Source organism: Algibacter sp. TI.3.09, assembly GCF_038154905.1.
In the GTDB taxonomy this organism is placed as follows: Bacteria; Bacteroidota; Bacteroidia; order Flavobacteriales; family Flavobacteriaceae; genus Algibacter.
Genome location: NZ_JBAKAN010000001.1, coordinates 588,516 through 612,698 on the forward strand (window position 1 = coordinate 588,516; position 24,183 = coordinate 612,698).

General features: G+C 32.5%; 25 protein-coding genes. 18 read left to right on the plus strand and 7 right to left on the minus strand.

Annotation, left to right across the window (positions count from 1 at the left end):
- Positions 1-94: 94 nt before the first annotated feature.
- Positions 95-1,432, minus strand: coding sequence for an NHL domain-containing protein (locus tag V6246_RS02205; RefSeq protein WP_341558766.1), 1,338 nt, complete (start codon positions 1,430-1,432; stop codon positions 95-97).
- Positions 1,433-1,779: 347 nt separating this feature from the next.
- On the opposite strand from V6246_RS02205, the gene V6246_RS02210 reads away from it, so the two are divergent.
- The 3 genes from V6246_RS02210 (at position 1,780) to V6246_RS02220 (ending at position 4,464) form a co-directional block, all read left to right on the plus strand.
- Complete coding sequence (locus V6246_RS02210; protein WP_341558767.1) at positions 1,780-2,172, plus strand: hypothetical protein; 393 nt, start codon at positions 1,780-1,782, stop codon at positions 2,170-2,172.
- A gap of 51 nt (positions 2,173-2,223) precedes the next feature.
- The gene (locus tag V6246_RS02215) at positions 2,224-2,787 is read left to right on the plus strand and encodes a hypothetical protein (protein WP_341558768.1); all 564 of its coding nucleotides are present in this window, start codon (positions 2,224-2,226) and stop codon (positions 2,785-2,787) included.
- Between the two features lie 141 nt (positions 2,788-2,928).
- A complete protein-coding gene (locus V6246_RS02220; RefSeq protein ID WP_341558769.1) occupies positions 2,929-4,464 on the plus strand; it encodes a YifB family Mg chelatase-like AAA ATPase in 1,536 nt (511 codons plus the stop codon).
- Between the two features lie 5 nt (positions 4,465-4,469).
- Here V6246_RS02220 and V6246_RS02225 read toward each other — a convergent pair whose 3' ends face one another.
- A complete protein-coding gene (locus V6246_RS02225) occupies positions 4,470-5,333 on the minus strand; it encodes a bestrophin family protein (RefSeq protein ID WP_341558770.1) in 864 nt (287 codons plus the stop codon).
- Between the two features lie 383 nt (positions 5,334-5,716).
- Between V6246_RS02225 and V6246_RS02230 the strand changes: the two genes are divergently transcribed.
- Positions 5,717-6,556: an oxidoreductase gene (locus V6246_RS02230; protein WP_341558771.1), complete on the plus strand. Its 840-nt coding sequence runs from the start codon at positions 5,717-5,719 to the stop codon at positions 6,554-6,556.
- Between the two features lie 105 nt (positions 6,557-6,661).
- Here the strand turns inward: V6246_RS02230 and V6246_RS02235 are convergent, their stop codons facing one another.
- Positions 6,662-7,036, minus strand: a complete 375-nt coding sequence (locus V6246_RS02235) for a Fur family transcriptional regulator (RefSeq protein WP_341558772.1) — start codon at positions 7,034-7,036, stop codon at positions 6,662-6,664.
- Between the two features lie 181 nt (positions 7,037-7,217).
- On the opposite strand from V6246_RS02235, the gene V6246_RS02240 reads away from it, so the two are divergent.
- From V6246_RS02240 to V6246_RS02260, 5 genes are all read left to right on the plus strand, one after another.
- Positions 7,218-7,604, plus strand: a complete 387-nt coding sequence (locus tag V6246_RS02240; protein WP_341558773.1) for a MerC domain-containing protein — start codon at positions 7,218-7,220, stop codon at positions 7,602-7,604.
- A gap of 47 nt (positions 7,605-7,651) precedes the next feature.
- Positions 7,652-7,960, plus strand: a complete 309-nt coding sequence (locus tag V6246_RS02245) for a hypothetical protein (RefSeq protein ID WP_341558774.1) — start codon at positions 7,652-7,654, stop codon at positions 7,958-7,960.
- Positions 7,961-8,200: 240 nt separating this feature from the next.
- Positions 8,201-10,522: a TonB-dependent receptor gene (locus tag V6246_RS02250; RefSeq protein WP_341558775.1), complete on the plus strand. Its 2,322-nt coding sequence runs from the start codon at positions 8,201-8,203 to the stop codon at positions 10,520-10,522.
- Between the two features lie 32 nt (positions 10,523-10,554).
- On the plus strand, positions 10,555-11,343 hold the full coding sequence (locus V6246_RS02255) for a DUF4625 domain-containing protein (RefSeq protein WP_341558776.1): 789 nt from the start codon (positions 10,555-10,557) through the stop codon (positions 11,341-11,343).
- A 56-nt stretch (positions 11,344-11,399) separates the two neighbouring features.
- Positions 11,400-11,882, plus strand: coding sequence for a DUF4625 domain-containing protein (locus tag V6246_RS02260; RefSeq protein ID WP_341558777.1), 483 nt, complete (start codon positions 11,400-11,402; stop codon positions 11,880-11,882).
- On the opposite strand, the gene V6246_RS02265 is transcribed toward V6246_RS02260, so the two are convergent.
- Together V6246_RS02265 and V6246_RS02270 are read right to left on the minus strand one after the other, a co-directional pair.
- Positions 11,872-12,591 carry a DUF3307 domain-containing protein gene (locus tag V6246_RS02265; protein WP_341558778.1) on the minus strand — a complete coding sequence of 240 codons (720 nt, stop codon included), beginning with the start codon at positions 12,589-12,591 and terminating at the stop codon, positions 11,872-11,874. The genes V6246_RS02260 and V6246_RS02265 overlap by 11 nt on opposite strands.
- Entirely contained in the window at positions 12,588-13,187 is a 600-nt protein-coding gene (locus V6246_RS02270; protein WP_341558779.1) for a SatD family protein, read from the minus strand. Before V6246_RS02270 ends, V6246_RS02265 begins: the two co-directional genes overlap by 4 nt.
- A gap of 237 nt (positions 13,188-13,424) precedes the next feature.
- On the opposite strand from V6246_RS02270, the gene mscL reads away from it, so the two are divergent.
- Together mscL and V6246_RS02280 are read left to right on the plus strand one after the other, a co-directional pair.
- Positions 13,425-13,865 carry a large conductance mechanosensitive channel protein MscL gene (gene mscL, locus V6246_RS02275; RefSeq protein WP_341558780.1) on the plus strand — a complete coding sequence of 147 codons (441 nt, stop codon included), beginning with the start codon at positions 13,425-13,427 and terminating at the stop codon, positions 13,863-13,865.
- Positions 13,866-13,869: 4 nt separating this feature from the next.
- Entirely contained in the window at positions 13,870-14,022 is a 153-nt protein-coding gene (locus V6246_RS02280; RefSeq protein ID WP_162857627.1) for a hypothetical protein, read from the plus strand.
- A gap of 2 nt (positions 14,023-14,024) precedes the next feature.
- Here the strand turns inward: V6246_RS02280 and V6246_RS02285 are convergent, their stop codons facing one another.
- Entirely contained in the window at positions 14,025-15,101 is a 1,077-nt protein-coding gene (locus tag V6246_RS02285; RefSeq protein ID WP_341558781.1) for a substrate-binding domain-containing protein, read from the minus strand.
- A 180-nt stretch (positions 15,102-15,281) separates the two neighbouring features.
- On the opposite strand from V6246_RS02285, the gene V6246_RS02290 reads away from it, so the two are divergent.
- The 7 genes from V6246_RS02290 (at position 15,282) to V6246_RS02320 (ending at position 22,963) form a co-directional block, all read left to right on the plus strand.
- The gene (locus V6246_RS02290) at positions 15,282-16,109 is read left to right on the plus strand and encodes an SDR family oxidoreductase (RefSeq protein WP_341558782.1); all 828 of its coding nucleotides are present in this window, start codon (positions 15,282-15,284) and stop codon (positions 16,107-16,109) included.
- A 59-nt stretch (positions 16,110-16,168) separates the two neighbouring features.
- Positions 16,169-17,344, plus strand: coding sequence for a mannonate dehydratase (uxuA, locus tag V6246_RS02295; protein WP_341558783.1), 1,176 nt, complete (start codon positions 16,169-16,171; stop codon positions 17,342-17,344).
- A gap of 2 nt (positions 17,345-17,346) precedes the next feature.
- Complete coding sequence (gene uxaC, locus V6246_RS02300) at positions 17,347-18,762, plus strand: glucuronate isomerase (RefSeq protein ID WP_341558784.1); 1,416 nt, start codon at positions 17,347-17,349, stop codon at positions 18,760-18,762.
- Positions 18,763-18,792: 30 nt separating this feature from the next.
- Complete coding sequence (locus V6246_RS02305) at positions 18,793-19,767, plus strand: TRAP transporter substrate-binding protein (RefSeq protein WP_341558785.1); 975 nt, start codon at positions 18,793-18,795, stop codon at positions 19,765-19,767.
- A 2-nt stretch (positions 19,768-19,769) separates the two neighbouring features.
- Entirely contained in the window at positions 19,770-20,261 is a 492-nt protein-coding gene (locus V6246_RS02310) for a TRAP transporter small permease (RefSeq protein WP_341558786.1), read from the plus strand.
- A gap of 2 nt (positions 20,262-20,263) precedes the next feature.
- Entirely contained in the window at positions 20,264-21,568 is a 1,305-nt protein-coding gene (locus V6246_RS02315) for a TRAP transporter large permease (protein ID WP_199270209.1), read from the plus strand.
- Between the two features lie 348 nt (positions 21,569-21,916).
- On the plus strand, positions 21,917-22,963 hold the full coding sequence (locus V6246_RS02320; protein ID WP_341558787.1) for a GntR family transcriptional regulator: 1,047 nt from the start codon (positions 21,917-21,919) through the stop codon (positions 22,961-22,963).
- A gap of 73 nt (positions 22,964-23,036) precedes the next feature.
- On the opposite strand, the gene V6246_RS02325 is transcribed toward V6246_RS02320, so the two are convergent.
- Positions 23,037-24,092: a phosphatidylinositol-specific phospholipase C1-like protein gene (locus V6246_RS02325; RefSeq protein ID WP_341558788.1), complete on the minus strand. Its 1,056-nt coding sequence runs from the start codon at positions 24,090-24,092 to the stop codon at positions 23,037-23,039.
- Positions 24,093-24,183: the final 91 nt, after the last annotated feature.

Here is a 24,183-nt window from a genome sequence, read left to right on the forward strand (position 1 = left end):
TCTAATTTAAGAAAGTATGAGTGCTATTTTGTTTTAAAAAATCTCGTCTTATTTTTAAAGAGCAAATGAGACGAGATTTTATTTTAATTGAAAATTAATTTTTTACAAGCTTATAAACTGTACTTTGGTTTTTGTTATTAATCAACTTAACAAAATAAACTCCTTTGCTTAAATTATCCATTGATGCAGAATAAATTTCACTGTTCAAATTTACTTTATTCACAAGTTGACCTATTGAATTTAAGATTGAAATTTCAGAGATGTTTTCTTTAGATTTTATAGTCAGTTTTTGGTCTCCAGAAATAGGGTTAGGATAAAAGCTAATTATATTTTTAGAGAAGTTATTAACGCTTAAAGGAGACGCTTCTAATTTTCTAATTCGTTGATTATTGTAATCCGAAAAGATTACATTTCCAGAATTATCAATGGCAATACCGGTTGGTTTATTTATAGAAGTAGTTGTACCAACTTGTCCGTCACCATTATATGCAGCTGTACCTGTTCCAACAATAGTATTAATAACACCATCTGTTCCAATTTTTCTAATTCTATTATTTTCTCTATCAACAACATATATGTTTCCTGTTGCATCTAAAGCAACTCCATTAGGATCATTAAATTCGGCGTCTGTAGCCTGACCACCGTCTCCGCTAAAAGCATTGAAACCACCTTTGCCAGCAACGGTAGTGATGATACCACTAGTACTTATTTTTCTAATTCGATCATTGCTTCTGTCTGAAAAATAGACATTTCCACCGGCGTCAACAGCTATGCCATCAGGACTTTTTAATTTTGCGGCAGTGGCTAGACCGTTATCTCCAGAAAATCCACTATCACCTGTTCCGGCATAAGTAGATATAACTCCACTTGTATTAATTTTTCTTATTTTATGGTTGTACCAATCAGAAATATAAATATTTCCAGTAGCATCAACTGCAACACCCCTAGGGGTGTCTAAGTTAGCAGCAGTAGCTTGACCACCATCACCACTATCACCATCAGTACCATTACCTGCAACAGTAGATATAATACCGTCAGTAGCCACTTTTCTAATTCTATGGTTACCTCTGTCGGATATATATAAATTACCATTAGCGTCTACTGCTAATCCTGCAGGGAAGTCTAGTTTTGCTACACTAGCAGGTCCACCATCACCATCAAAACTACAATTACCGACAACACCGGCTATTGTTGTTATTGTTCCATCTGTAGCTATCTTTCTAACAACACAATTAGTGAGTTCTGAAAAATAAATATTTCCAGAATTATCAATCACAACATCTGAAGGTAAGTTTGTAACAGCAGAAGTAGCAGGACCTCCATCACCACTATAGCCTTGACTACCATCACCGGCAATAGTTGACACATTTCCATATTGAGAAAAGGAAAGTTGGAAGCATAAAAATAATAAAAAAGCGTATTTTTTTTTCATAAATGTAGGTTTTAAATGAAAACAAATATCTAATTAATATTGTTAAAAAAAATTATTTATTAAAATAATCTTATTAAATTAATGTAAAAGCTTACTTTTTTATCTGTTTAACGATGAAAATGTTATTAATATCCAATATTAGCTTGTTTGTTAAATATTGCAATGAATTTATTTATAGGTGCTTAAAAAATGGATTTTCTGCTTTTTAAGTTTAAGGAGTTATTATAGTAAATCTAAAACGGTATCAATAATTATTTTTTTAGTTTAGTATGTGTTTCAATTAAATTATCTAATCAAAAGTAGTATTACTATTGCATATCTCACAACTGAATAGTAATATTGAAATAATGAAAAAAATATTCACAAAAGCAATTTGGTTAATACTATACTTAGCATTCAATATTGTTTTGTTTTTTATTGAAATAAACCTGTTCTTCAGGAAGAATAACACTAGTTACAGCGGTAATAGTGATATTAATTCATTGGATGATTTTTTTGCTTTATCTCATGCTTCTTTTAATGTTCTTGGAGAATTAGCAATAGTTGGTTTTTCATTCGTGGCTATGGGTATAGCTTTGGTTGCTTTTTTACTTTTTATACCATTTCAAGTTTATTTTTTTAAACCAAAATATAAAACCAGTAAGAAGAAGTTTTTATTTAGTTTGCTAGCTGCTTTCTGTATAGTAATTATACTAAAATTGATTGTTTATATTTGGATGTTTGTGGATATTAATTATTAATGTTCGCTTTTTATTTACAACCAGATATGTCATTAATTTAAACAATAACCCATGAAGAAACTGATAGTTTTATTATTAATATTGGTAATGGGGTTTGCATCCTGTAAAAATTCAGAAAAGCAAATTGACAAGGTTGAAATTTCTAAACAATACTTTAAAGCTCTTAGCGATTCGGATTACTCAAAAATATCTAATTGCGTTACGGATAGTATAGCTACAATTGAAGGCGAGTATAAGATAACATATTCTAAAAAGGATTATTTGGAGTTATTGAAATGGGATGCTGTTTTTAACCCTAACTATAAAATACTTGAAATAGAGGAAGCGGGTGGAATGGTGATAGCAAAAATTTCAAAAATAGATAAAAGAATAGCTTTTCTTCAGGAAGTGCCATTTATAACACATCAAACTATAAAATTTCAAAAGGAAAAAATAATTAATATTGAAACGGAATATTTGGATTTTAGAGAAGCTACATGGGAAAGGAACAAAAACACACTTATAAGCTGGATTGATAAAAATCACCCTGAATTGAATGGATTTATACACGACCAAACAGAATCTGGCGGAATCAAATTCTTGAAAGCCATAGCGCTTTATAAAAACAGAGAATAAAGTGTTTGAACAATGAGTAAAACTCTTGATAAAATTCAGTGTTTAGGCAGCAGAATTGTTTTAATAAAAAGTCTTGATTCTTAATAAATTATAAAATTCCAAATACATTTATTACATTTAAGCATCAAACAAACTTAATTTATGCTTAAAAAAGTTTTTGGAAGCGCCGTTTTTGGTGTTGAGGCTACAACGGTAACGGTAGAAGTGAATGTAGATAAAGGCGTTGGTTACCATCTTGTAGGTTTACCCGATAATGCCATTAAGGAAAGTAACTTTCGTATAGCGGCAGCACTTCAAAACAACGGATATAAAATTCCTGGTAAAAAAATCATTATTAATATGTCGCCTGCCGATTTGAGAAAAGAAGGTTCGGCTTACGATTTAACTTTAGCTGTTGGCATTCTAGCCTCCACAGACCAGATTAAAGCAGAAGGGCTGGAAGATTACTTAATAATGGGAGAGTTATCTTTAGACGGTACGCTACAGCCTATAAAAGGAGCATTGCCTATTGCTGTAAAGGCTAGGGAGGAAGGTTATAACGGTTTTATACTTCCGATAGCTAATGCAAAAGAAGCTGCCATTGTAGATAATTTAGAGGTTTATGGTATTGATAATATTAAACAAGTTATCGAGTTTTTTGATAAAGGTATACCGCTAGAACAGACTATAATAGATACACGCAAGGAGTTTGAGCAGAATTTAGATTTTCCGGAGTTCGATTTTGCAGATGTAAAAGGGCAGGAAGGCATTAAGCGCTGTATGGAAATTGCTGCTGCTGGCGGACATAATATTATTTTAATTGGTCCTCCTGGAGCAGGAAAAACGATGCTTGCTAAACGATTACCAAGTATATTACCTCCAATGACCTTGCATGAAGCCTTGGAAACGACTAAAATACATTCTGTAGTTGGTAGAGTAAAAGATACGGGGTTAATGGCACAAAGACCTTTTAGAAATCCACATCACACAATTTCAAACGTGGCTTTAGTCGGCGGCGGAAGTTATCCGCAACCAGGCGAAATATCGATGTCTCATAATGGTGTTTTATTTTTAGATGAATTACCAGAATTTAAGCGTGAAGTTTTAGAAGTAATGCGTCAGCCACTAGAAGATCGCGAGGTTACTATTTCTAGGGCAAAATTCACGGTTACTTATCCTTCTTCGTTTATGTTGGTGGCGAGCATGAATCCAAGTCCGAGTGGTTATTTCAATGATCCCGATGCACCTGTAACATCTAGCCCAGCAGAAATGCAACGCTATTTAAGTAAAGTGTCGGGACCGCTTTTAGATAGAATTGATATTCACATTGAAGTAACACCAGTACCTTTTGAAAAATTATCGGATGATAGAAAAGGAGAGAGCTCGGTAGATATTAGGAAGCGGGTTACCAAAGCTAGGCAAATACAAACAAAACGTTTTGAAGATTCTGATAAAGTACATTATAATGCCCAGATGAATGTGAAGCAAATTAGAAAACATTGCGTTTTAGATGAGCCATCAAAACAGTTGCTAAAAACAGCTATGGAACGTTTAAACTTATCTGCTCGCGCCTATGATAGAATACTAAAAGTATCTAGAACTATTGCCGATTTAGAGGGTATTGCTGAGGTAAATGGTTCTCATATTAGTGAAGCTATACAATACCGTAGTTTGGATCGCGAGGGTTGGTTAGGGTAGACTTGCTAAAATATCTCCTCCACATGTTTTTTAATATTTGCTGCTATTTTGTCAATAGGTAAATCGTTGGAATCAAAGCCAAAAGGGTCTTCTATTTCTTCTGCAATTAATTCTAAACTCGCCAATACATAAAAAACAAAAACCACCACAGGTACTGCATAATATCCTAGGCTAAACACATAGCCAAAAGGTAAAGTCATGATGTAGAAAAATATAAATTTTTTAATAAAGGCACTGTATGAATACGGAATTGGTGTGTTTTTAATACGTTCGCATGCACCGCAAATATCAGTAAACGATTGAATTTCGGCATTTAAAATAATAAGTTGATCGCCTGTAATTTTCTTCTGTTCATGTAAATCGTGCACTTTTTGGAAAATCATTTTAGCGACTTGGTTCGGGTGGTGTTTGTGTTGATCTATTTTTAAATCGTCATGATCAAAAAGTTGTAAACTCGTTTCTTGATTGTTTAAATGTTTTACTAAAATGGATGCATAACTAGGTATTAACTTTTTAAAATAGCTCCTATCATGTTCTTCTTTTAAAATAACATGCAGTTTTATGGCTAAATTTCGGCTGTTATTAACGAGTGCTCCCCATAGTTTTCTGCCTTCCCACCAGCGGTCGTAGGCAGTATTTGTTCTAAAAACCAACAACAAGGAAATAACAAAACCCAACATACCGTGCATTACGGTAATGTTTGATAAATGACTTTTTTCTGAAAGTTTCCAGTATTCAAGTTCCATATAGCCAACTCCATAGGTGTAAATTCCAATAAAAATCATTAAAGGGAAAAGCTTTCTAAATGTATCCGATTTATGAAATCTAAAAATAAAGGTAATCCAATCTTTTGGGTTGTATTGTACCATAGGTAAATGCGCTTGTTATGTTTTGAAGGCAAAATTATAACATATTTTACATGTATTACTTCAAATTAATTAAAATCTATTTTTTATGATTTAAATATTTTCTGTTTTCATAAGCATGTGTTTTACTAATGTTACTTACTAAATTTGGATGCTTTTATAGTTTAATACTAAAAGTATTTAGAATAATTAAATAGCAGTTCTAGGAGGTGTCGCTAATGTGAATGGTTTTTATCTTAAAAAGTTATTTATTACAATAGTTTAGGTCGATAGGGGCGCTGTGGTAGAGAGGGAAATTCGATATCAATAAAACTTAAACTACTAAATAATTTTTTAGTAGTTTTGCAAAAAAACAATTTCTTTTACAGAATATAAGCAAAACAAAAATGAGTACAGACAAAAAAGTATGGTTTATTACTGGTGTATCATCAGGATTAGGTAAACAGTTAGCTAAAGAGGTGTTATCACAAGGACAAATTGTGGTAGGAACTTTTAGAAAACAAGACCAAGTAGAGGCGTTTAACAATGAAAACCCAGGGAATTCTTTTGGTGTACTTATAGATGTTGCTTCTTCACAAATGATTGTTGATGGTATTAAAACCATTTATGATAAATTCGGGAAAATTGATGTGGTTGTAAATAATGCCGGTTATGGTATTATGGGAAGTGTTGAAGAGATTTCTGATGAAGAAGTTAGAAGACAGTTTGAAGTAAACGTTTTTGGCGTTTTAACGACTATTAGAGCGGTTTTACCACAAATGCGTAAGCAACGTTCTGGACATATTATAAACATAACTTCTATCGCAGGACGTGTAGGTTCTCAAGGTTTAGGGATTTACAATGGTTCTAAATTTGCTTTAGAAGGTATTGGTGAAGCTTTAGCGGCAGAATTAAAGCCACTTAATATTAAAGTAACAAACGTTGAACCTGGACCATTTAGAACAGAATGGGCTGGAAGTTCTGCAGCTTATGATAATACTAAAATCGAAGATTACGAAAGTACTGTTGGTGAACGTATAAGAGGTTTGCAAGGTTTAAGTGGAAACCAACCTGGAGATCCAGAAAAAGCGGCAGATGCTATTTATAAATTGGCTCAGTTAGAAGAGGCTCCTGTGCATTTACCTTTAGGTAAAATCGCTTATGAAGTTTTCGGAAAAGTGAATAACGGATTAATAGAAGAATTAGCTAAATTTGAACACTTAGGTAAAGCATGTGATTTCGAATAGGTTGATATAACCAATTTTATATAAAGTAAAAACCGCCTAATGGGCGGTTTTTTTATTGGGTAATGTTTTGTTAGAAGGAAAGACTTTATTTTTGCTAAACCCACATTAAGAACAGTTTTTACAAGTACCAGTTAAAACACAATTAACATCCTGAACAATGTATGCCTTCGGGATAGAGAAATTAACTTCGGCATGCAAGCATTCTATAGTCTCACAGATTAAACATTTAAAGTGAAGATGATTCTTTGCTATTTCTTGTTCACCGACTTTATTGTACGATGCAAAATATTGTTTACCATCTTCGGCAACAATTTTATGCAAAACGCCATCATCACAAAATCTATTTAAAACGCGATAAATGGTCGCTCTATTGATATCAATATCTATTTCTTGTTCAATCGCATCCTGACTCATCGCTTTTCCGGTTTTTGTTAAAACCTCCAAAACAGCCTCTTTTGTTGGTGTATTTCTTCTTTTCATTTATTAATGCGATTTATTTGCAATAATTTATTGCGATTATGTTGCAATATTATAAAAACATAATATATTTGCAAAACCAATTAATGCGACAACATTGCATTTAAGTTGTCGAAATAATGAGAGAAAGTTAACAAATAGCGCGTTTACTTACTAGTTAAATAACATGTTTTATAAATTTTAGATGAAAATTAAAAATAACACTGTAGATATTATTGCTTTTTCTAGTTCGTTAATTTGTGCGGTTCATTGTGCTACAATACCACTGATACTTTCATTTTCATCATTGGGTAGTTTACATTTTCTAGGAAACCCCGTAATAGAGTGGACCTTTATAGCTTTTGGTATTGTGTTTGTTTTAGTCTCCCTTTGGCCGAGTTATAAAAAAACACATTTTAAATTAAAACCGTTGCTTTATGCTTTATTAGGTTTTTCATTCATTTTATTGGGCAGGCTAGATTTAAATGAATTTTGGGAAGTTAGCAATACCGTTGCAGGAGCTTCTCTAGTATCGTTAGCGCATTATTTTAATTGGAAGTTGTTACAAACAAAAGAAAATCATAAACATTAAAAATACGTTTCAGAAATCTAGTTTAATTATAGTGTTATTATAAATTAATGAAAACAAATCGCATAAAAAATAGTATTACTTATTTTTTACTTGTTATTTTCTTCTCAATGAAAATGGCAGGGTTTCATGTATTGTCTCATGCTGACGATGATGATCATGCTGTACATTGTAACATATGCGATCACGCGATAACCAATAACTTAACACCTCTACTTACTCCTGTTTTTTCTCCTTTTTCTTTAGATGATATTGAATATCTTCTTCCTAAAGAAATTAGTCAGAATTATAAATTTATACTGGCAAGCTCGTCTTCTAAAGATCAGCTTTTTTCCAGACCTCCACCATTTTTGTTATAATACCCTATTTCGTTTAATTTTTTAATAGCAACATTATGCCTAAGGGTTTATATAACCCTTATGGCATATATGTAAAACTTCATTTTTTTATAATGAGGTTTTAGATAAGCCATGTTGTCTTAATAAATTCCATGTTTAGGTTTGGTTTTCGCTCGCTCTCAAGGGCTATTTTTTCAATCTTATAACATTAATATGTTTTACAAAACATTAAGTATTTGGCTATGTTTTAGTCTATACGCCATGGCATTTACCCAAGATTCTTTAATTATAAAAGGTTTGGTAGTAAATGCAAAAACTTTACAACCTATTGAAGGTGTCAATATTATCGGAGACGGTTTTTTTTCGGTTTCATCATCAAAAGGTTCATTCATAATAAAAAACATTACCAATGGTAATTACGTTTTAAATGTGTCTCATATAGGCTATGCGCCTAAAACTATTAATGTACACGTATGGCGTAATATGGATCTTATTTATGTGGCTTTAGATGAAGCTGTAACAAATTTAGATGCTGTTGAGGTTAATGGAAAGACTAGTAAAAGGAGAGACAAGGAGTCTTCAACAATTTCTTATAAGGTATCCAAAGAATTTTTAAATCAAAACCGGGAAAACAGTCTAATGCAGACCTTAAGTAAAATCCCTGGAGTAAGTACCATTAATATTGGTTCTGGGCAATCTAAACCAGTAATTCGAGGTTTAGGGTTTAATAGGGTAGCGGTAGTGCAAAATGGAATAAAACACGAGGCACAACAATGGGGAAATGATCATGGTTTAGAAATAGATCAATATGGTATAGAGAATATACAGATAATTAAAGGTCCGGCATCTTTAGTATATGGGGCCGATGCTATTGCGGGTGTTGTAGATATAAAGCCTAATAAAATACCTGCTATAAACTCCTTTAATGGCGAGGTTAATCTTTTAGGTGAAAGCAATAATGATTTACTAGGTATATCGGTAGGCGTAAAGGCGAGAAAGGAAAATTGGTTTTATCGTAGTCGTTTAACATTAAGAGATTATGGCGATTACAAAGTGCCTACAGATAAAATTAATTACGAAAATTACATTTTTGAATTACATGACAATCATTTAAGAAATACCGCAGGTATAGAGGCTAATGCTAGTTTTAATATAGGGTATACTTCAGAGGGGTTTACTACGGAAACATCATTTAGTAACGTGAATGCTAAAAACGGTTTTTTTGCTAATGCTCACGGCTTAGAAGTTAGAACTTCTAGTATAGATTATGATAGTTCTAGTAGAGATGTCGATTTACCATACCACAAGGTGAATCATTTTAAAATTACAAATAATACATCGTTAGATTTAGGGAACCATACATTCCATTTAGATTTAGGTTACCAAAATAATAATAGAGAAGAACACTCCGAGCCTATACCACATGGCTATATGCCAACACCACCAGATAGTAAAGAGCGTGCTTTTAATAAAAACACGTACACTTTAAATGTTAAAGATGTTTTTAAACCTAATGCTAAGCATGATGTGGTTCTGGGGGTGAATATGGAATATCAAGATAACGATATTGGCGGTTGGGGTTTTTTAATTCCAGAATATACTCGTTTTACTGTTGGTGCTTTTGGTTACGATCAATTTGAAATTAATAAAAACTTACATCTACAAGCTGGTATTCGATATGATTTTGGTGTTGTAGATACGCACTCTTATTTTGATTGGTATCCGTCTACTCGAAATAATGACGATAATACAACCTCTAATATTTATCTGCAGAGGTCTCAGGATAAAACCTTGAATTTTGGAAGTACAAGTGCTTCTTTAGGTCTTAGTTATTTACGTAATAAAACAACGTATAAAATTAATATAGGAAAGAGTTTTAGAATGCCTCTATCTAATGAGTTGGCTTCAGATGGGGTTAATTATCATATGTATCGTTACGAAAAAGGGAATCTGGATTTAGATCCCGAAGCATCCTATCAATTAGATATGGAGGTAGATTATAATGCTAATAAGTTTAGTGTGGCTCTAAGTCCTTTTGTTAACTTTTTCGATAACTATATCTATTTAAACCCAACGTCTAGTTATTACGAAACGTTACAAATTTACGAGTATACACAAGCTAAGGTTTTTAGGGTTGGTGGTGAGTTAAGCGCAAGTAGTACGGTGCTAAAAAATGTAACGCTAAATGTTTCTGCGGAATATGTGTACTCTAGACAAACTAGCGGACCCAAAAAGAATTTTACACTGCCTTTTTCTCCACCATTATCTGGTAGGCTTTCGGCTAATTATCAATTTAAAGATTTGCTGTTTTTTAATAGTCCGCAATTAAGTGCCGAATTAAAAGTAGCAGGAGCTCAAAACGAAATTGTACCACCAGAACAAGTAACAGCCGGCTATCAGGTTTTAAACATGGCTTTTGTTTCTAAACTAAACAGCTCTAAAAATAGCCTTCCTATAGAAATGCGATTAAAATTAAATAATGTATTCCACACAAAGTATTTCGACCACACCAGTTTCTATAGGTTAATCGATGTGCCTGAGGCGGGCAGGAATATATCACTCTCTTTAACAATACCTTTTTAAATAAATTCAAATTAATTATTAAAAACAAACAAATGAAAACAACAATTATGAAAACAAATTTTAAAGTATTAGCCGTTACAGCTATTTTCGGACTCCTATTAAACTCGTGTAGTAGCGATGATACTGAAACACTAGACGCTCCTGTGATCTCTGGTTTTGAGTATGGCGAAGGTTCTACACATTCTACAGATTTAGTAGCTTATAAAGGTTCAGATATTCATCTAGAAGCTGTTATTTCTGCCGAAGCCGTAGTAAGTAGTATTACGCTTTCTATTCATGCTCACGATTTAACTCCAGGTGAGGATGAGGTAGATTGGGATTTTGAACAAGTATTTACAGATGCTAATTATTTAGTGATCAATCCTACATTTCATGAGCATGTAGATATACCAAATAATATCCCTGTTGGAGAATATCATGTAGAATTAACGGTTGTTGATGAGCAAGGTAATAGCACAGAGATTGAAGGTGATCTTCAAATTTTAGATAGTATCACCATAAGTGAGGCGTCTATCGATTCTACAGTGGTACGAGGTAATGATTTTCATGTAGAATTTATGATTAATGCAGTAAACGGCATTCATAATATTACAGTTGATTTTCATGCTCATGGCGTTACTGTAGGTGAAGGTGAAGTAGAATGGGATTATGAAGAAGAGTTTTTAGATGGTTACCATGAAGAAACTGAAATAGAATTCCATGAGCATTTTGATGTTCCTGCTACAGCACCAGCTGGAGAATATCATTTAAGCTTTGTTGTTGAAGATGAAGAAGGAAACACAAAAACATACGAATCTCATATAGATATTACAGTAGAATAAATACAATTATTCCGCATAGCAGCTCATGGTGCTATGCGGTTTTTAAAACCAATAAAATGAAATTTATATCAAAATATAATTACCTAAGCATATTGTTTGTTTTAATATTAGCATCCTGCTCCGGAGATGATAGTGCTAATAAAGATGAAGAAAAACCAACAATAAGTATTAATTACACCGAAGGGTTTCCACAGGCCTGCACAGAACTTGTAAAAGGCGAAACCTATACGTTTAAAGCAATGGTCACCGATAATTTAGCCTTGGCTGCTTATAGTTTGGATATTCATCATAATTTTGATCACCATACGCACGACGACCAAGAAGAAACATGCGATTTGGGAGATGTGAAAACAGCGGTTAATCCATTTATCTACGTCGAAAATTTTACTATAGAAGAAGGTTTAACTTCTTATGAAATAAATATTATTTTAACCATCCCTGATGATATTGATACAGGCGATTATCACTGCGCTTACTCGGTAACAGATTTAACAGGTTGGCAAGCTAGAACGTCTATAGATATTAAAATTATTGAATAAGCGATAATACATACTCGTAAGTCACCCCAAAAATAACAGCTAAACCGAAGCTCAGCAGAGTTCCTATTAAGATGTATTCGGTAAGCTTACGGTCTTTAGCTTTAGATAAATCGCTAAAGCGCAACACCGATTTTGCTGCAATTATAAAACCAATACCTTCCCAATGTTGTGTAATAATTAATGCAAATACAAACAAACGCTCAAGAATACCAATAAAAGCACCTGCGTTTTCTAAAGATAGATTACTGTTGTTTTCTTTAAAATACCATTTAGAAATTACAGTTTTCATAATGATAGATGAAACCACGGTAACACCTAAAAGCGCAGTGATAAATAATAAGAATTTAGGATTGTAAAGTGAGTTTATGTTTAGCTCGTACGGTTGATAAATACTAACAATAATAGCTATCACTATTAAATGTGCTAATTGATCTAAACCAAATAACAGGCGTCCGTTAGATTTTGTTTTCAGCCTTAGCTTAATAAGATCTATAATGTAGTGAGATAATATAATTGACACAAACGCCAGCCAATACTCAAAGTTAAATTGAAGCACCACAAGTAAAGCGGCAAAATGTACTAAAATATGATAATATAGATATTTAGACTTATGCTTTTTAGATTCTTTATGTGTAACCCATTTTTGAGGTTGCAATAGAAAATCACCTATAAAATGAGCAAGTATGAGTTTTATAAAAAGTATAATCATAGTGTTTTTACTTGTGCGTTATAGTAGTTTAATAGTTTAGAAATTTCGTCGAAACCACCACGTTTAAGGCCTTTACTAATATTACTTTGTGTGGTTTCAAAATGGTTGGCAAGCTCTACTTGAGTAAGTTCTGGGTTTTCTAGAGCCGTTTTTATAAGTTTTGCTGAGGTTGTAGTCCAGCTGTTTATGGTCAATAAAGCCAATTCGAACATAATATTGGTTTGTAAATCAAACTGTTTAAAAGGCGATTTAATGGCTAGAGTTGTTTTTTTTAAATCATCAAAACATTCTCCTGAGTTTATAAAAGCGGTGCCGTTAGATTCTGTTATTTTGTCCGATGTATAGGTTTTCTCCCCGATACCTATGGCAATTCTAACATCAATATTTTTAAATTGTTTAATACTCAATTTTATTAAAATAGCAGCTTTCAAAGCCTCTTCGGGTGGAGTTTCTAACTGAAAACTATCACCTCTAAAAACATCCCATTGTTTAGGTTGGCTTCCATATTGGTTTAAAACCTCCTTAAGGGCGTCTAACCATTTTTTTGGTTCGCTCGATTTCGAGTTAATAATATCTCCGGTTATTATGCTAGTCATGTTTTATTATAAGCTTCTTTATCAAATGTATTACTTTTCTTGTTTACTTCAAAATATATTCCTTTAAAATAGAATATTTAATTTTATTCCTTAATATGGTAATATTTATATTTATAACTGTTTTAGGTTATAATTTGAAATATATCGTAATTAACTACTATTTCTCTGCTTTAATTCTAAAAGCGAGGAAAATTAAAAATTCAAACTAATATCTTTGCATAAAAATTTAATATGGGTATGAAGTTATTTAAAGAATTTAAAGAGTTTGCTGTAAAAGGTAATATGATGGATATGGCAGTCGGTATTATAATTGGTGCTGCTTTTAACAAGGTAATCGATGTTTTAGCGAAAAAAGTAATTTTGCCTCCATTAACTTTATTAACTAGCGGTGTTAACTTTAAAGATCAGCGCCTTATCCTTAAAGATGCTGTTCTCGATGCTTCCGGAAAAATTTTAACCGATGAGGTTGCTATTGGTTATGGTGCGTTAGGTGAAGCTTTAATCGATTTTTTAATTATTGGTTTTACTATCTTTATCGTGGTAAAGTTTATGAATAGATTGAGAAATAAAGCACAAGATTCTGAAGATAAAACGGTTACAACACCTAAAGACATTGAATTATTAGCACGCCTTACCGATTTAATGGAAGAGCAAAATAAATTACTGAAATCTAAGTAGTATTATGGGAAAAACAGGGCGTGATAAAAACACGAAAAACAAAGCAAAGCATTCTAGGTTAATGGATCAAAAGAAGAATAAGAAAAAAGCCGAAATTGCTTTAAGAAAAGAGCGATTAAAGGAAATTATAAAACGTTCGAAAGAGGAGAAGAGTTAGTTTTAACTCTGCTCACTTTCAAACATATATTCACTACGTTCGTTATATTTTACATTTTCTTTTATAAGAATATCGATAGGTAAAAATGTTTTAGAATTTGGTGCTTTATTCTGAACCAAATAATCGGTTAATATACGCACGGCTTCATAGCCTTGATCGAATGGTTTTTGAGATATTAAAAAAGACACAGAATCGTTTAATAGGCATTCTATGTTTTGCGGCGTATTATCAAAACCAATCAGTTTAATATTTTCTAAAGTTTTATTTTCAATACAATCTACAATAATGTAAATTCTACTCGAAGGCACAAAAATGCCTTTAATTTCAGGGTTTTCTATTAAATAACTATTTATTTTTTCTTTAGTTTCTACCGTGTTATCTAAGCTTTCCAACTTTAATGTTTGGCTTTTAGAACTTACATTGTTTTTTAAGAAATAATCATTAAAACCTTTTATTCGGTTCGATACCGCGTTGTTTTTTAATATGTTATGTCGTGCTTGTAGAATTAAAAAAGTTTCAGCATTCGGACTACTAAAATGCATTAATTTTCCAGCAATATATCCAGCATTGTAAGAGTCTTGACCAACAAAAGCCATGTTTTTAAATCCATCAATATCAATGTTTAAAAACAAATAAGGAATATTTTTATCTTCTAAAAGTGCTACTATTTTTTTCGTTTCTTTCGAAAAGTTTGGCACCATAATTACTGCCGTAGGTTCCGATTCTAATAAAGTTTTAAAAGTCTCGAAGTAGGAGTGTGCATCATATTGATTAAACAGGAAATTATTAACCTGAATACCAAACGTTTTTAAATCATCGGCAGCTTTTAAAACACCCATATGTGGCGATTTCCAAAATAAATCATCAGCATTATGTTTAGGCATTAACGTTGCAATAGTATGCTTGTTTTTCATGGCAAGCGCACTCGCAATAGGATTTACACTAAAGTTATGCCGATCTAGAATTTCTCTAATCTTTACTTCTGTTTTTTTAGACACACCACCGCGATTGTGGATAACGCGATCTACGGTGCCTTCAGAAACTTGGGCTTCTTTTGCTATATCTTTTATTGTAATCATCTTAAATAGGTCACGTTTAACTTTATACGAAGCAATTAGAAACTGAAATGTATAACTTTAATGTCAAGCAATTTAGTTAATATTTTTTATTTTTTGTGTGCGCACACTATTTTTTTTCGTTACATTTGTGTGTGCGTACACGAAAACGCGAAATTAAAGAAAAATTCAACTATCAAAACTATGAGTAAAGTAATTGTTTTAACAGGAGCAGGAGGCGTTATTTGTGGCGCATTAGCCAAAGCATTAGCAAAAGAAGGTCATAAAATTGCCGTTCTAGATTTACGTAAAGAAGCCGCAGATATTATTGCAAACGAAATTAATGCCGCTGGCGGTGTAGCAATTGGTGTTGCTGCCAATGTTTTAGAAAAAGAATCGTTGCAAGAAGCTAAAGATATTGTGAATGCTAAATTAGGTGCTTGCGATATTTTGATAAACGGAGCAGGAGGGAATCATCCATTAGGGACAACTTCTAATCCTCATTTTGCTGAAGCAGATTTAGAAAATAAAGCAGAAGGCTTTAAAACTTTTTTCGATTTAGATCCTACAGGTATTAAGTTTGTATTCGATTTAAACTTTTTAGGTACTTTATTACCAACTCAAGTTTTTGCTAAAGATATGGTAGGCAAAAAAGGATGTAGTATTTTAAATATTTCGTCTATGAATGCTTTTACACCTTTAACTAAAATACCTGCATATAGTGGAGCAAAAGCTGCTGTATCAAACTTTACACAATGGTTAGCGGTACACTTTTCTAAAGTTGGAATTCGTGTAAATGCATTAGCACCAGGTTTCTTTTTAACCGATCAGAATAGAAGTTTACTTACCGAAAGCGATGGTAGTTTAACACCACGTGGTAATCAAATTATAGATCAAACACCAATGGGTAAATTTGGTGAGCCAGAAGATTTAGTAGGTACAACTTTATGGTTATGTGGCGAAGGCGCATCATTTGTAACAGGTGTAGTAATCCCTATCGATGGTGGTTTTAGCGCTTATAGTGGTGTTTAAATAAATCAAAATTCTGCAAGGTGTTAATCTTGTAAGTTTATAATAAAATATTAAAAATTATGGAACAAACATGGCGTTGGTACGGGCCAAATGATCCCGTATCGTTATCCGATATAAAACAAGCAGGAGCAACAGGTATTGTTTCTGCATTACACCATATTCCTAACGGACAAGTGTGGACTGTAGAAGAAATTCAAAAAAGAAAAGATACTATTGAAAAAACGGGTCTTACTTGGAGTGTTGTAGAAAGTGTACCTGTACACGAAACGATTAAAACACGTTCAGGAAATTTTCAAGACTATATTGAAAATTATAAAACCAGCATTAAAAACTTAGCAACTTGTGGTATCCATATTGTATGTTATAATTTTATGCCTGTTTTAGATTGGACACGTACCGATTTAGGATTTGAAGTTGAAGATGGTTCTAAAGCCCTTCGATTTGATGTGGTTGCTTTTGCTGCTTTCGAGTTGTTTTTATTAAAACGTCCGGGTGCAGAAAACGATTACTCTTCAGAATTACAAGCCGAAGCTAAAGTTTATGCCGAAAACCTTTCCGAAGAAAATAAAACGCAATTAATTAATAATATTATTGCAGGCTTACCAGGAGCAGAAGAAGGGTATACCTTAGAGCAGTTTCAAACGATATTAGATACTTATGCTGATATTGATGCGCAAAAATTAAGAGAAAACTTAGCAGCATTTTTAAAAGAAATTATTCCTGTAGCTTCACAAAATGAGGTGTTAATGTGCATTCATCCAGACGATCCACCTTACGCTATTTTGGGTTTACCTAGAGTTGTGAGTACAGAGGAAGATTATGCTTATTTATTTGCGCAAGTACCAGATAGATCTAACGGAATTACATTCTGTACAGGTTCTTTAGGTGTTCGAGCAGATAATGATTTGGTTCAAATATTCGAGCGTTTTGCCGATCGTGTACACTTTTTACACTTTAGAAGTACACAACGTGATGAAAAAGGAAACTTTTACGAGGCCAACCACTTAGAAGGTGATGTTGATATGTATAGCGTAGTGAAAGCGGTTGTTTTAGAAGAAAGACGCCGTAAAGCTGCAGGTATGAAAGATGCTTTAATTCCTGTACGTCCTGATCATGGACACCAAATGTTAGATGATTTACATAAGAAAACAAACCCAGGTTATTCTGGAATTGGAAGATTGCGTGGTTTAGCAGAGTTGAGAGGATTGGAGTTTGGAATTTCGAAAAGCATATAATTATGAGTACTATAAATTCAAAAAACTTTATAACTGATAATTTCTTGTTGCAGTCTGATATAGCTGAAACATTGTACCATCAGTACGCTAAAGATTTACCAATTATAGACTATCATAACCATTTATCGGCTAAGCAAATTGCCGATAATAAACCGGTTAAAAACATAACGGAGGTTTGGTTAAAAGGAGATCACTATAAATGGCGCGGCATGCGTGCTAATGGTATTGAAGAGTTTAATATTACCGGAGCAGCATCGCTAAAAGATAAGTTTTTAAGCTGGGCAGAAACAGTGCCTTATACCTTAAGAAACCCTTTGTTTCACTGGACTCAGTTGGAATTAAAGCGTTATTTTGATATCGATGATATTCTGCAACCAAGTACAGCAGAAGCTATTTATGCGAAAGCAAATAGTATTTTAGAGCATAAAACGCCTGCACAACTTTTAGAAGATATGAAGGTGGAAGTAGTTTGTACTACGGACGATCCTGCTGATGATTTAATGGATCATAAAAAAATTGCAGAAGGTGATTTTTATACCAAAGTATTACCAACGTTTAGATCGGATAATTTATTTTGGATAGGAAAGTCAAGCTTTTCTAAATATTTAATTCGTTTAGGAGATGCTTCAAGAATTACTATTAATTCTTTCGATGCTTTTCTAAAAGCGATAGATCAGCGTATTGCTTATTTTGATAATTTAGGCTGTAGATTATCAGATTTTGGACTAGGAGAATATTTAGAAATAGTAGATTTTACTAATGAAGATGTTGCCTTAATTTTCGATAAAAAATTAAAAGGAGAAATACTTTCAAATTCAGAGATTACAACATACCGTTCGTTTCTGTTTTTATATTTAGGAAAAAAATATCATGAATTCGATTGGGCACAACAATATCACTTAGGATCAATTAGAAATAATAATACTAGACTAGAAGCAGAAATTGGTCTAGATGCGGGTTGCGATTCTATTGGGGATTTTCCGGTAGCGGAATTCATGTCTAACCTTTTTAAATCTTTAGAGTCTACCAATCAATTAGCTAAAACTATTACTTATAATTTAAATCCGTCGCAAAACGAAGTATTCGCTACCATGATGGGGAATTTCCAAAATGGCGATACTGCAGGTAAAATGCAGTGGGGCTCTGGTTGGTGGTTTTTAGATCAGAAAGATGGTATGGAGAAGCAATTAAATACGCTCTCTAATATGGGCTTATTAAGTCGTTTTGTTGGTATGCTAACCGATAGTCGTAGCTTTTTATCATTTCCTAGGCATGAGTATTTTAGACGCATTTTATGTAACCTTATGGCAGAAGATGTTAAAAATGGACTTGTTCCAAATGATTTAGAATTTATAGGAAAAATAATTCAAAACATTTGCTATTTTAACGCTGTCAAATATTTTAAATTCAACGACTAGACCAAAAACACTAAACTAAACTAAATAAGAATGATGAATAGAATATTATATGCCTTTTTAATTTTGTTCGTTATGCAGAGTTGCAAAAAAGACGACGATATTAAAATGATGTATTTGGCACATACATTACCGCAAACACATCCCGTTCACAAAGGGATTTTAGAATTCCAAAAGGCTTTAAACGAAAAATCTGGAGGAAAAATACAAATCAAAATTTTTCCTGATGGCCAATTAGGTTCCGAGCGTGAAGCTTTAGAGTTACTTCAAATAGGGAGTGTTGCAGTTACAAAAGTAAGTGCGGCAACCTTATCTAACTTTGTTCCAGAATATCATATTTTAGGTATTCCATATTTATTTAAAGATAAACAACATCAATACGATGTTTTAGAAGGCGAAGTAGGGAAATCTATTTTAGAAAAAGGAAGTAAATTTTGGTTACGTGGCCTGTGTTATTATGATGCTGGTAGCCGTAGTTTTTATACATCGAATAAAGCGATACGTAAACCAGAAGATTTAAAAGGTCTTAAAATTAGGGTGATGAACAACCAAATGGCTATTAATATGGTAGAGGCTCTTGGAGGTTCGCCAACACCAATGGCTTATGGCGAATTATACACTGCTATACAACAAGGTGTGGTAGATGGTGCGGAGAATAATCCGCCATCATTTGTATCATCAAATCATTACGAAGTAAGTAAATATTATACTTTAGATCAGCACTCTTCAGTGCCTGATGTGTTGTTGATTGGAACCAAGTTTTGGGAAAAGTTAACTGCTGAAGAAAAACAATGGGTTCAAGAAGCAGCGGATGAATCATCACAAGCTGAAAAAGTGTTTTGGCAAAATTCTGTTGAAGAATCTATGGAGACAGCAAGAAAAGCTGGCGTAGAAATTATAATTCCGGATAAATTTTTATTTCAAGAGCAATCTAAATCTGTATTAGAAGCTTTTGTAAAAGAGCATCCAGAAATGAGTGAAATGATCAATAAAATCAAAAATCAATAAGTATGAAAAAAGCAGATATTCTTTTTGAAAAAGTATGTCGGATTATGGAAATCATTTTAGTTTTCATATTCGGATTATTGGTTATTGATGTTTTAAGTCAGGTATTTTCAAGATATGTATTAAACACATCTTTTGCATTTACCGAAGAGTTAGCGCGTTTCTCATTAATATGGTTATCTATACTTGGTGCAGCTTACTTAAGCGGAAAAAGAGAGCACTTATCTATGGACTTTTTATATCAAAAATTTTCGGGTAAAACCAAGAAAAAAGCACTCATATTTATCGAGATATGTATTTTATTATTTGCATTGGTAGTTATGGTAATTGGTGGTTTTAATTTAGTTTATACCACATTATATTTAGGGCAATTATCTGGTACATTGCGTATTCCTTTAGGATACATTTATGCTATTTTACCAATAAGTGGCCTTTTTATTATGTGTTTTTCTGTATACCATTTAGGAAAAATTAATGCTAACGAAATAACCGAATAATTATGAGTATTGAAGTAATAAGTATCATCGTTTTATTTGTAAGTTTCTTTACATTATTGATGTTAAGAGTACCAGTAGCTTATAGTATTGGTATTTCTACAACTATAAGTTTATTGTTGAATATTGATAAATTACCAGGTCTAACAACCATTGCGCAACGAATGACGACCGGTATTGATAGTTTTGCACTTTTGGCCATTCCGTTTTTTGTATTGGCAGGTGAAATTATGAAGCAAGGAGGTATAGCCAATAGGTTAATAAATTTCGCTAAATCTTTAGTAGCAAGTTTACCAGGAGGGTTGGCATATGTTAATGTATTAGCATCTATGTTATTTGGTGCTATTTCTGGGTCTGCTATTGCAGCAACTTCTGCCATTGGTAGTATCATGACCGATAGAATGGAAGAGGAAGGTTATCCAAGAGAATTTAGTGCATCGGTAAATATTACCTCTGCAACTACAGGTTTATTAATTCCGCCAAGTAATATTTTAATTGTTTATGCTTTAGCAAGTGGTGGTACAGCATCTGTAGCAGCGCTATTTATTGCAGGTTATTTACCAGGTATTTTATTAGGTGTTGCTATCATGGGGTATATTGCCTTTGTAGCTATTACACGTAAGTTTTCTAAAGGAGATCGTGCACCATTATCTTTAATTTGGACGTATTTTAGAAAAGCTTTTTTTAGTTTACTATTGTTAGTAATTGTAGTTGGAGGTATTGTAGCTGGTATTTTTACAGCTACCGAAGCTTCTGCTATTGCTGTGCTTTATGCTGCTGTTTTAGCATTAATTTATGGCGATGTAAAACCTAAAGACTTTTCATCTATTTTATTAACTAGTGCAAAAACTACAGCAGTAGTGATGTTTTTAATTTGTACTTCTATGGCTATGTCTTGGTTATTTTCTTTTGAAGGTATTCCGGAGCTTATTAGCAGTTTTTTATTAGAACAGTTCAGTAATAAAATAGTTATATTTTTAGTAATTAATATAGTGCTTTTAATTATCGGAACCTTTATGGACATGACGCCAGCAGTTTTAATTTTTACACCAATATTCTTACCTGTAGTAGTTGCTTTAGGTATGGATCCTGTGCATTTCGGAATTGTTTTAGTACTTAACCTTTGTATTGGGTTGTGTACACCACCCGTGGGCACCATTCTCTTTGTGGGTAGTGGTGTTGCAAATGTTTCGGTATCGCAAGTAATAAAACCATTAATTCCATTTTTGGTAATTATGGTTGTTGTGTTACTTTTAATTACTTACATCCCTGCAATTTCAATGTATTTACCACAACTTTTAGGGTTGTAAACGTAAATATTTAAATTATAATTTTAAGGTTGAATTTTTAGAAAGCTCACAATTTTATCGAGACTTTAAAAATTCAACCTTATTTAATTTTAATACATTTTGAAATTTCAATTTGAGACTTAACTGAAGTTTTATGGATGTAAAGTCCATTTATTCGACTTTTATGTTAAAACCTAAAGGGAATTGACGGATTATTGTAATTTTACTAAACAAAATGAGACGGAATAACATGTCTTCAAAATAGAACTCTTTTAGAATATAAATAATTTTGATTTACGTTTACAAAACTGATATAGACTTAAATCAGATTATTGTGTTTTTATCACAGTTGTTTTTACTGAAATTTATATGGCAAAACCATTTGAAATAAAAATTAACGAGGACTCTCGTGTACCAAAATACAAGCAAATAGTAGACTCTATTGTAAACGATATTTCTAAAGGAAAACTATCGGTTGGCGAAAAGATACCTTCTATAAATGAGTTGAGTGAATCTTGTTATTTATCTAGAGATACCGTTGAAAAAGCATATCGACAACTTAAGGAACAAAAAGCTATTGTTTCAGTTAAAGGAAAAGGTTTTTATACAGCGAAAACAGATTTAATTTCTAAGGTCAATGTGTTTTTCATGATTAACAAGTTGAGCAATTATAAAATGATGATCTATAATTCGTTTGTAAAAAACTTAGGTAGTGATGCGCTTGTTACACTATCTGTTTATCATTGTGAAGAATCTATTTTTATTAAAACCTTAGAGAAAAATTTAGGAGCCTTCGATTATTACGTAATCATGCCACATTTTAAATCTCAAGATTCTAAGCATATTAGTACAACTGCGCCTGTTAAACTGGCTATAGATAAAATTCCTAAAGATAAATTAGTTATTCTTGATAATAGTAAAATTGATATCGCTGGTAATTATGGAGCCGTTTATCAAGATTTTAAAGAAGATATTTATGAAGCGCTACAAGAAGGTTTAGAAAGACTTAAAAATTATGATAAGCTTGTTTTGGTATATCCAGATAAGTTGGTGTATCCATATCCAAAACGCATTGTGCATGGCTTTCAGAAGTTTTGTGCAGAGTTTAATTTTGAATTTGAAGTTTTAGATCAAATTTATGATCATATGGATCTTGATAGCAAAGATGCTTTTATTATTATTGAAGAAAACGATTTGGTAAACTTAGTACGCCAAGTGCGTAAAAAAAACTTGGTTCTAGGCATAGATATCGGTATTATTTCATACAACGATACACCTTTAAAAGAACTTTTAGGAATTAACGTAGTTAGTACAGATTTTCAAGCTATGGGCGATCAAGCGGCTTATTTGGTTTTAAATAATAAAAAAGATCAAGTAAAAAATGTATTTAATTATATTGAAAGAAATTCCATTTAAATCACGAGACTTTTTTAAATAAAAAAACGCCTGAATTTATTTCAGACGTTTCTAATTCTTCTACTATAAAATCTTATTTTCTAGAGGATATTGGGTTTTCACGTACATATGTTTTTCCTTCAAAAGAGATGTGGTAATCGCTTTCAAAAAATCGACTTGGTAAGTAATAATCGGTTGTTATAATTTGTGCACCAGATTTTTTGGCATCTTCAAAATGTTTATAATCGTTTGCTCTCGCTTCTTTTGTTCCGGCATCGGCACGTGTTCTAATAATATACCCTTTAGATACTAAACCAGATATGGTTTCATTCTCTGGGTTATTTATGATTAAAGTTGCAGCTTCTGGCGTTCCTGGTTCTGCATTTACAAACAAAACACGCTCTTTTAGTGACGGATGGTTTTTAATATATAAAGCGCGCTTAGCTTTTGCATCATCTAAAATAAAAAGAAACTTTCCGCGCGAAGCTTTTAAAGTTGGCCAGTTATTATTTAAAACAGCTTCTTCTAAGGTTGCATGTTCACCTCTAACATCGTCTGGAGTTATAAGTTTATCTCTGCCAAGACCAGTAATTAAAGCATCATCCAATTTTTTAAAACCAACTTCAGTAAAGGCTTCAGGTATAGTTCCAAATCTATTAGTGTCTCCATCTTTGGCTTCTAAAGTTATAAATATAGGTTCGTGCGTTGGGTTAGCGTCAGACCAAGATTTTATTGCCGTTAAACACGCTTCTAAAGTATTATAATGCGATCTAAAATCGATATCAGGCATGTGCAAAACTTTAAAACCTGGTTTTATCATATCTTTATTAGGGTCAAAATCTTCTTGCGCCTCGACAAACTGTAAACCTTTAGGATTTGCAAATTTCCCGCCTTCTGTATCAAGGTAAACATCTATTTCTAAATTTCGTAAGCCTAAATCTAACTGTTCTGGTATTGAGATATGATCGTATTGTAGAGATTTCATCTTATCACTTTGTGATTCTAAAAAGGTATACAATTTATCTTCAATAGCCTTTTTATAACTGTTGTGAGAACCTATAACTTGTATTTGATTAATATGTAAAGCATCGTGTTGCGCAAACAAATTAAAACTAAAAAATAGAAGGAGTAATGTGCTGTAATGTTTCATAAAATAAGTTGGGTTTTTTAGAGGCACAAAAGTAGATTGTTAAGTTTAATGCTATGTTAATAAATTGAAAACAAAACATAAATATTTACTT

Excerpts from the sequence above, each read along its gene's own strand:
- V6246_RS02205 (WP_341558766.1), bottom strand. The coding sequence starts at position 1,432 with ATGAAAAAAAAATACGCTTTTTTATTATTTTTATGCTTCCAACTTTCC.
- V6246_RS02210 (WP_341558767.1), top strand. The coding sequence starts at position 1,780 with ATGAAAAAAATATTCACAAAAGCAATTTGGTTAATACTATACTTAGCA.
- V6246_RS02215 (WP_341558768.1), top strand. The coding sequence starts at position 2,224 with ATGAAGAAACTGATAGTTTTATTATTAATATTGGTAATGGGGTTTGCA.
- V6246_RS02220 (WP_341558769.1), top strand. The coding sequence starts at position 2,929 with ATGCTTAAAAAAGTTTTTGGAAGCGCCGTTTTTGGTGTTGAGGCTACA.
- V6246_RS02225 (WP_341558770.1), bottom strand. The coding sequence starts at position 5,333 with ATGGTACAATACAACCCAAAAGATTGGATTACCTTTATTTTTAGATTT.
- V6246_RS02230 (WP_341558771.1), top strand. The coding sequence starts at position 5,717 with ATGAGTACAGACAAAAAAGTATGGTTTATTACTGGTGTATCATCAGGA.
- V6246_RS02235 (WP_341558772.1), bottom strand. The coding sequence starts at position 7,036 with ATGAAAAGAAGAAATACACCAACAAAAGAGGCTGTTTTGGAGGTTTTA.
- V6246_RS02240 (WP_341558773.1), top strand. The coding sequence starts at position 7,218 with ATGAAAATTAAAAATAACACTGTAGATATTATTGCTTTTTCTAGTTCG.
- V6246_RS02245 (WP_341558774.1), top strand. The coding sequence starts at position 7,652 with ATGAAAACAAATCGCATAAAAAATAGTATTACTTATTTTTTACTTGTT.
- V6246_RS02250 (WP_341558775.1), top strand. The coding sequence starts at position 8,201 with ATGGCATTTACCCAAGATTCTTTAATTATAAAAGGTTTGGTAGTAAAT.
- V6246_RS02255 (WP_341558776.1), top strand. The coding sequence starts at position 10,555 with ATGAAAACAACAATTATGAAAACAAATTTTAAAGTATTAGCCGTTACA.
- V6246_RS02260 (WP_341558777.1), top strand. The coding sequence starts at position 11,400 with ATGAAATTTATATCAAAATATAATTACCTAAGCATATTGTTTGTTTTA.
- V6246_RS02265 (WP_341558778.1), bottom strand. The coding sequence starts at position 12,591 with ATGATTATACTTTTTATAAAACTCATACTTGCTCATTTTATAGGTGAT.
- V6246_RS02270 (WP_341558779.1), bottom strand. The coding sequence starts at position 13,187 with ATGACTAGCATAATAACCGGAGATATTATTAACTCGAAATCGAGCGAA.
- mscL (WP_341558780.1), top strand. The coding sequence starts at position 13,425 with ATGAAGTTATTTAAAGAATTTAAAGAGTTTGCTGTAAAAGGTAATATG.
- V6246_RS02280 (WP_162857627.1), top strand. The coding sequence starts at position 13,870 with ATGGGAAAAACAGGGCGTGATAAAAACACGAAAAACAAAGCAAAGCAT.
- V6246_RS02285 (WP_341558781.1), bottom strand. The coding sequence starts at position 15,101 with ATGATTACAATAAAAGATATAGCAAAAGAAGCCCAAGTTTCTGAAGGC.
- V6246_RS02290 (WP_341558782.1), top strand. The coding sequence starts at position 15,282 with ATGAGTAAAGTAATTGTTTTAACAGGAGCAGGAGGCGTTATTTGTGGC.
- uxuA (WP_341558783.1), top strand. The coding sequence starts at position 16,169 with ATGGAACAAACATGGCGTTGGTACGGGCCAAATGATCCCGTATCGTTA.
- uxaC (WP_341558784.1), top strand. The coding sequence starts at position 17,347 with ATGAGTACTATAAATTCAAAAAACTTTATAACTGATAATTTCTTGTTG.
- V6246_RS02305 (WP_341558785.1), top strand. The coding sequence starts at position 18,793 with ATGATGAATAGAATATTATATGCCTTTTTAATTTTGTTCGTTATGCAG.
- V6246_RS02310 (WP_341558786.1), top strand. The coding sequence starts at position 19,770 with ATGAAAAAAGCAGATATTCTTTTTGAAAAAGTATGTCGGATTATGGAA.
- V6246_RS02315 (WP_199270209.1), top strand. The coding sequence starts at position 20,264 with ATGAGTATTGAAGTAATAAGTATCATCGTTTTATTTGTAAGTTTCTTT.
- V6246_RS02320 (WP_341558787.1), top strand. The coding sequence starts at position 21,917 with ATGGCAAAACCATTTGAAATAAAAATTAACGAGGACTCTCGTGTACCA.
- V6246_RS02325 (WP_341558788.1), bottom strand. The coding sequence starts at position 24,092 with ATGAAACATTACAGCACATTACTCCTTCTATTTTTTAGTTTTAATTTG.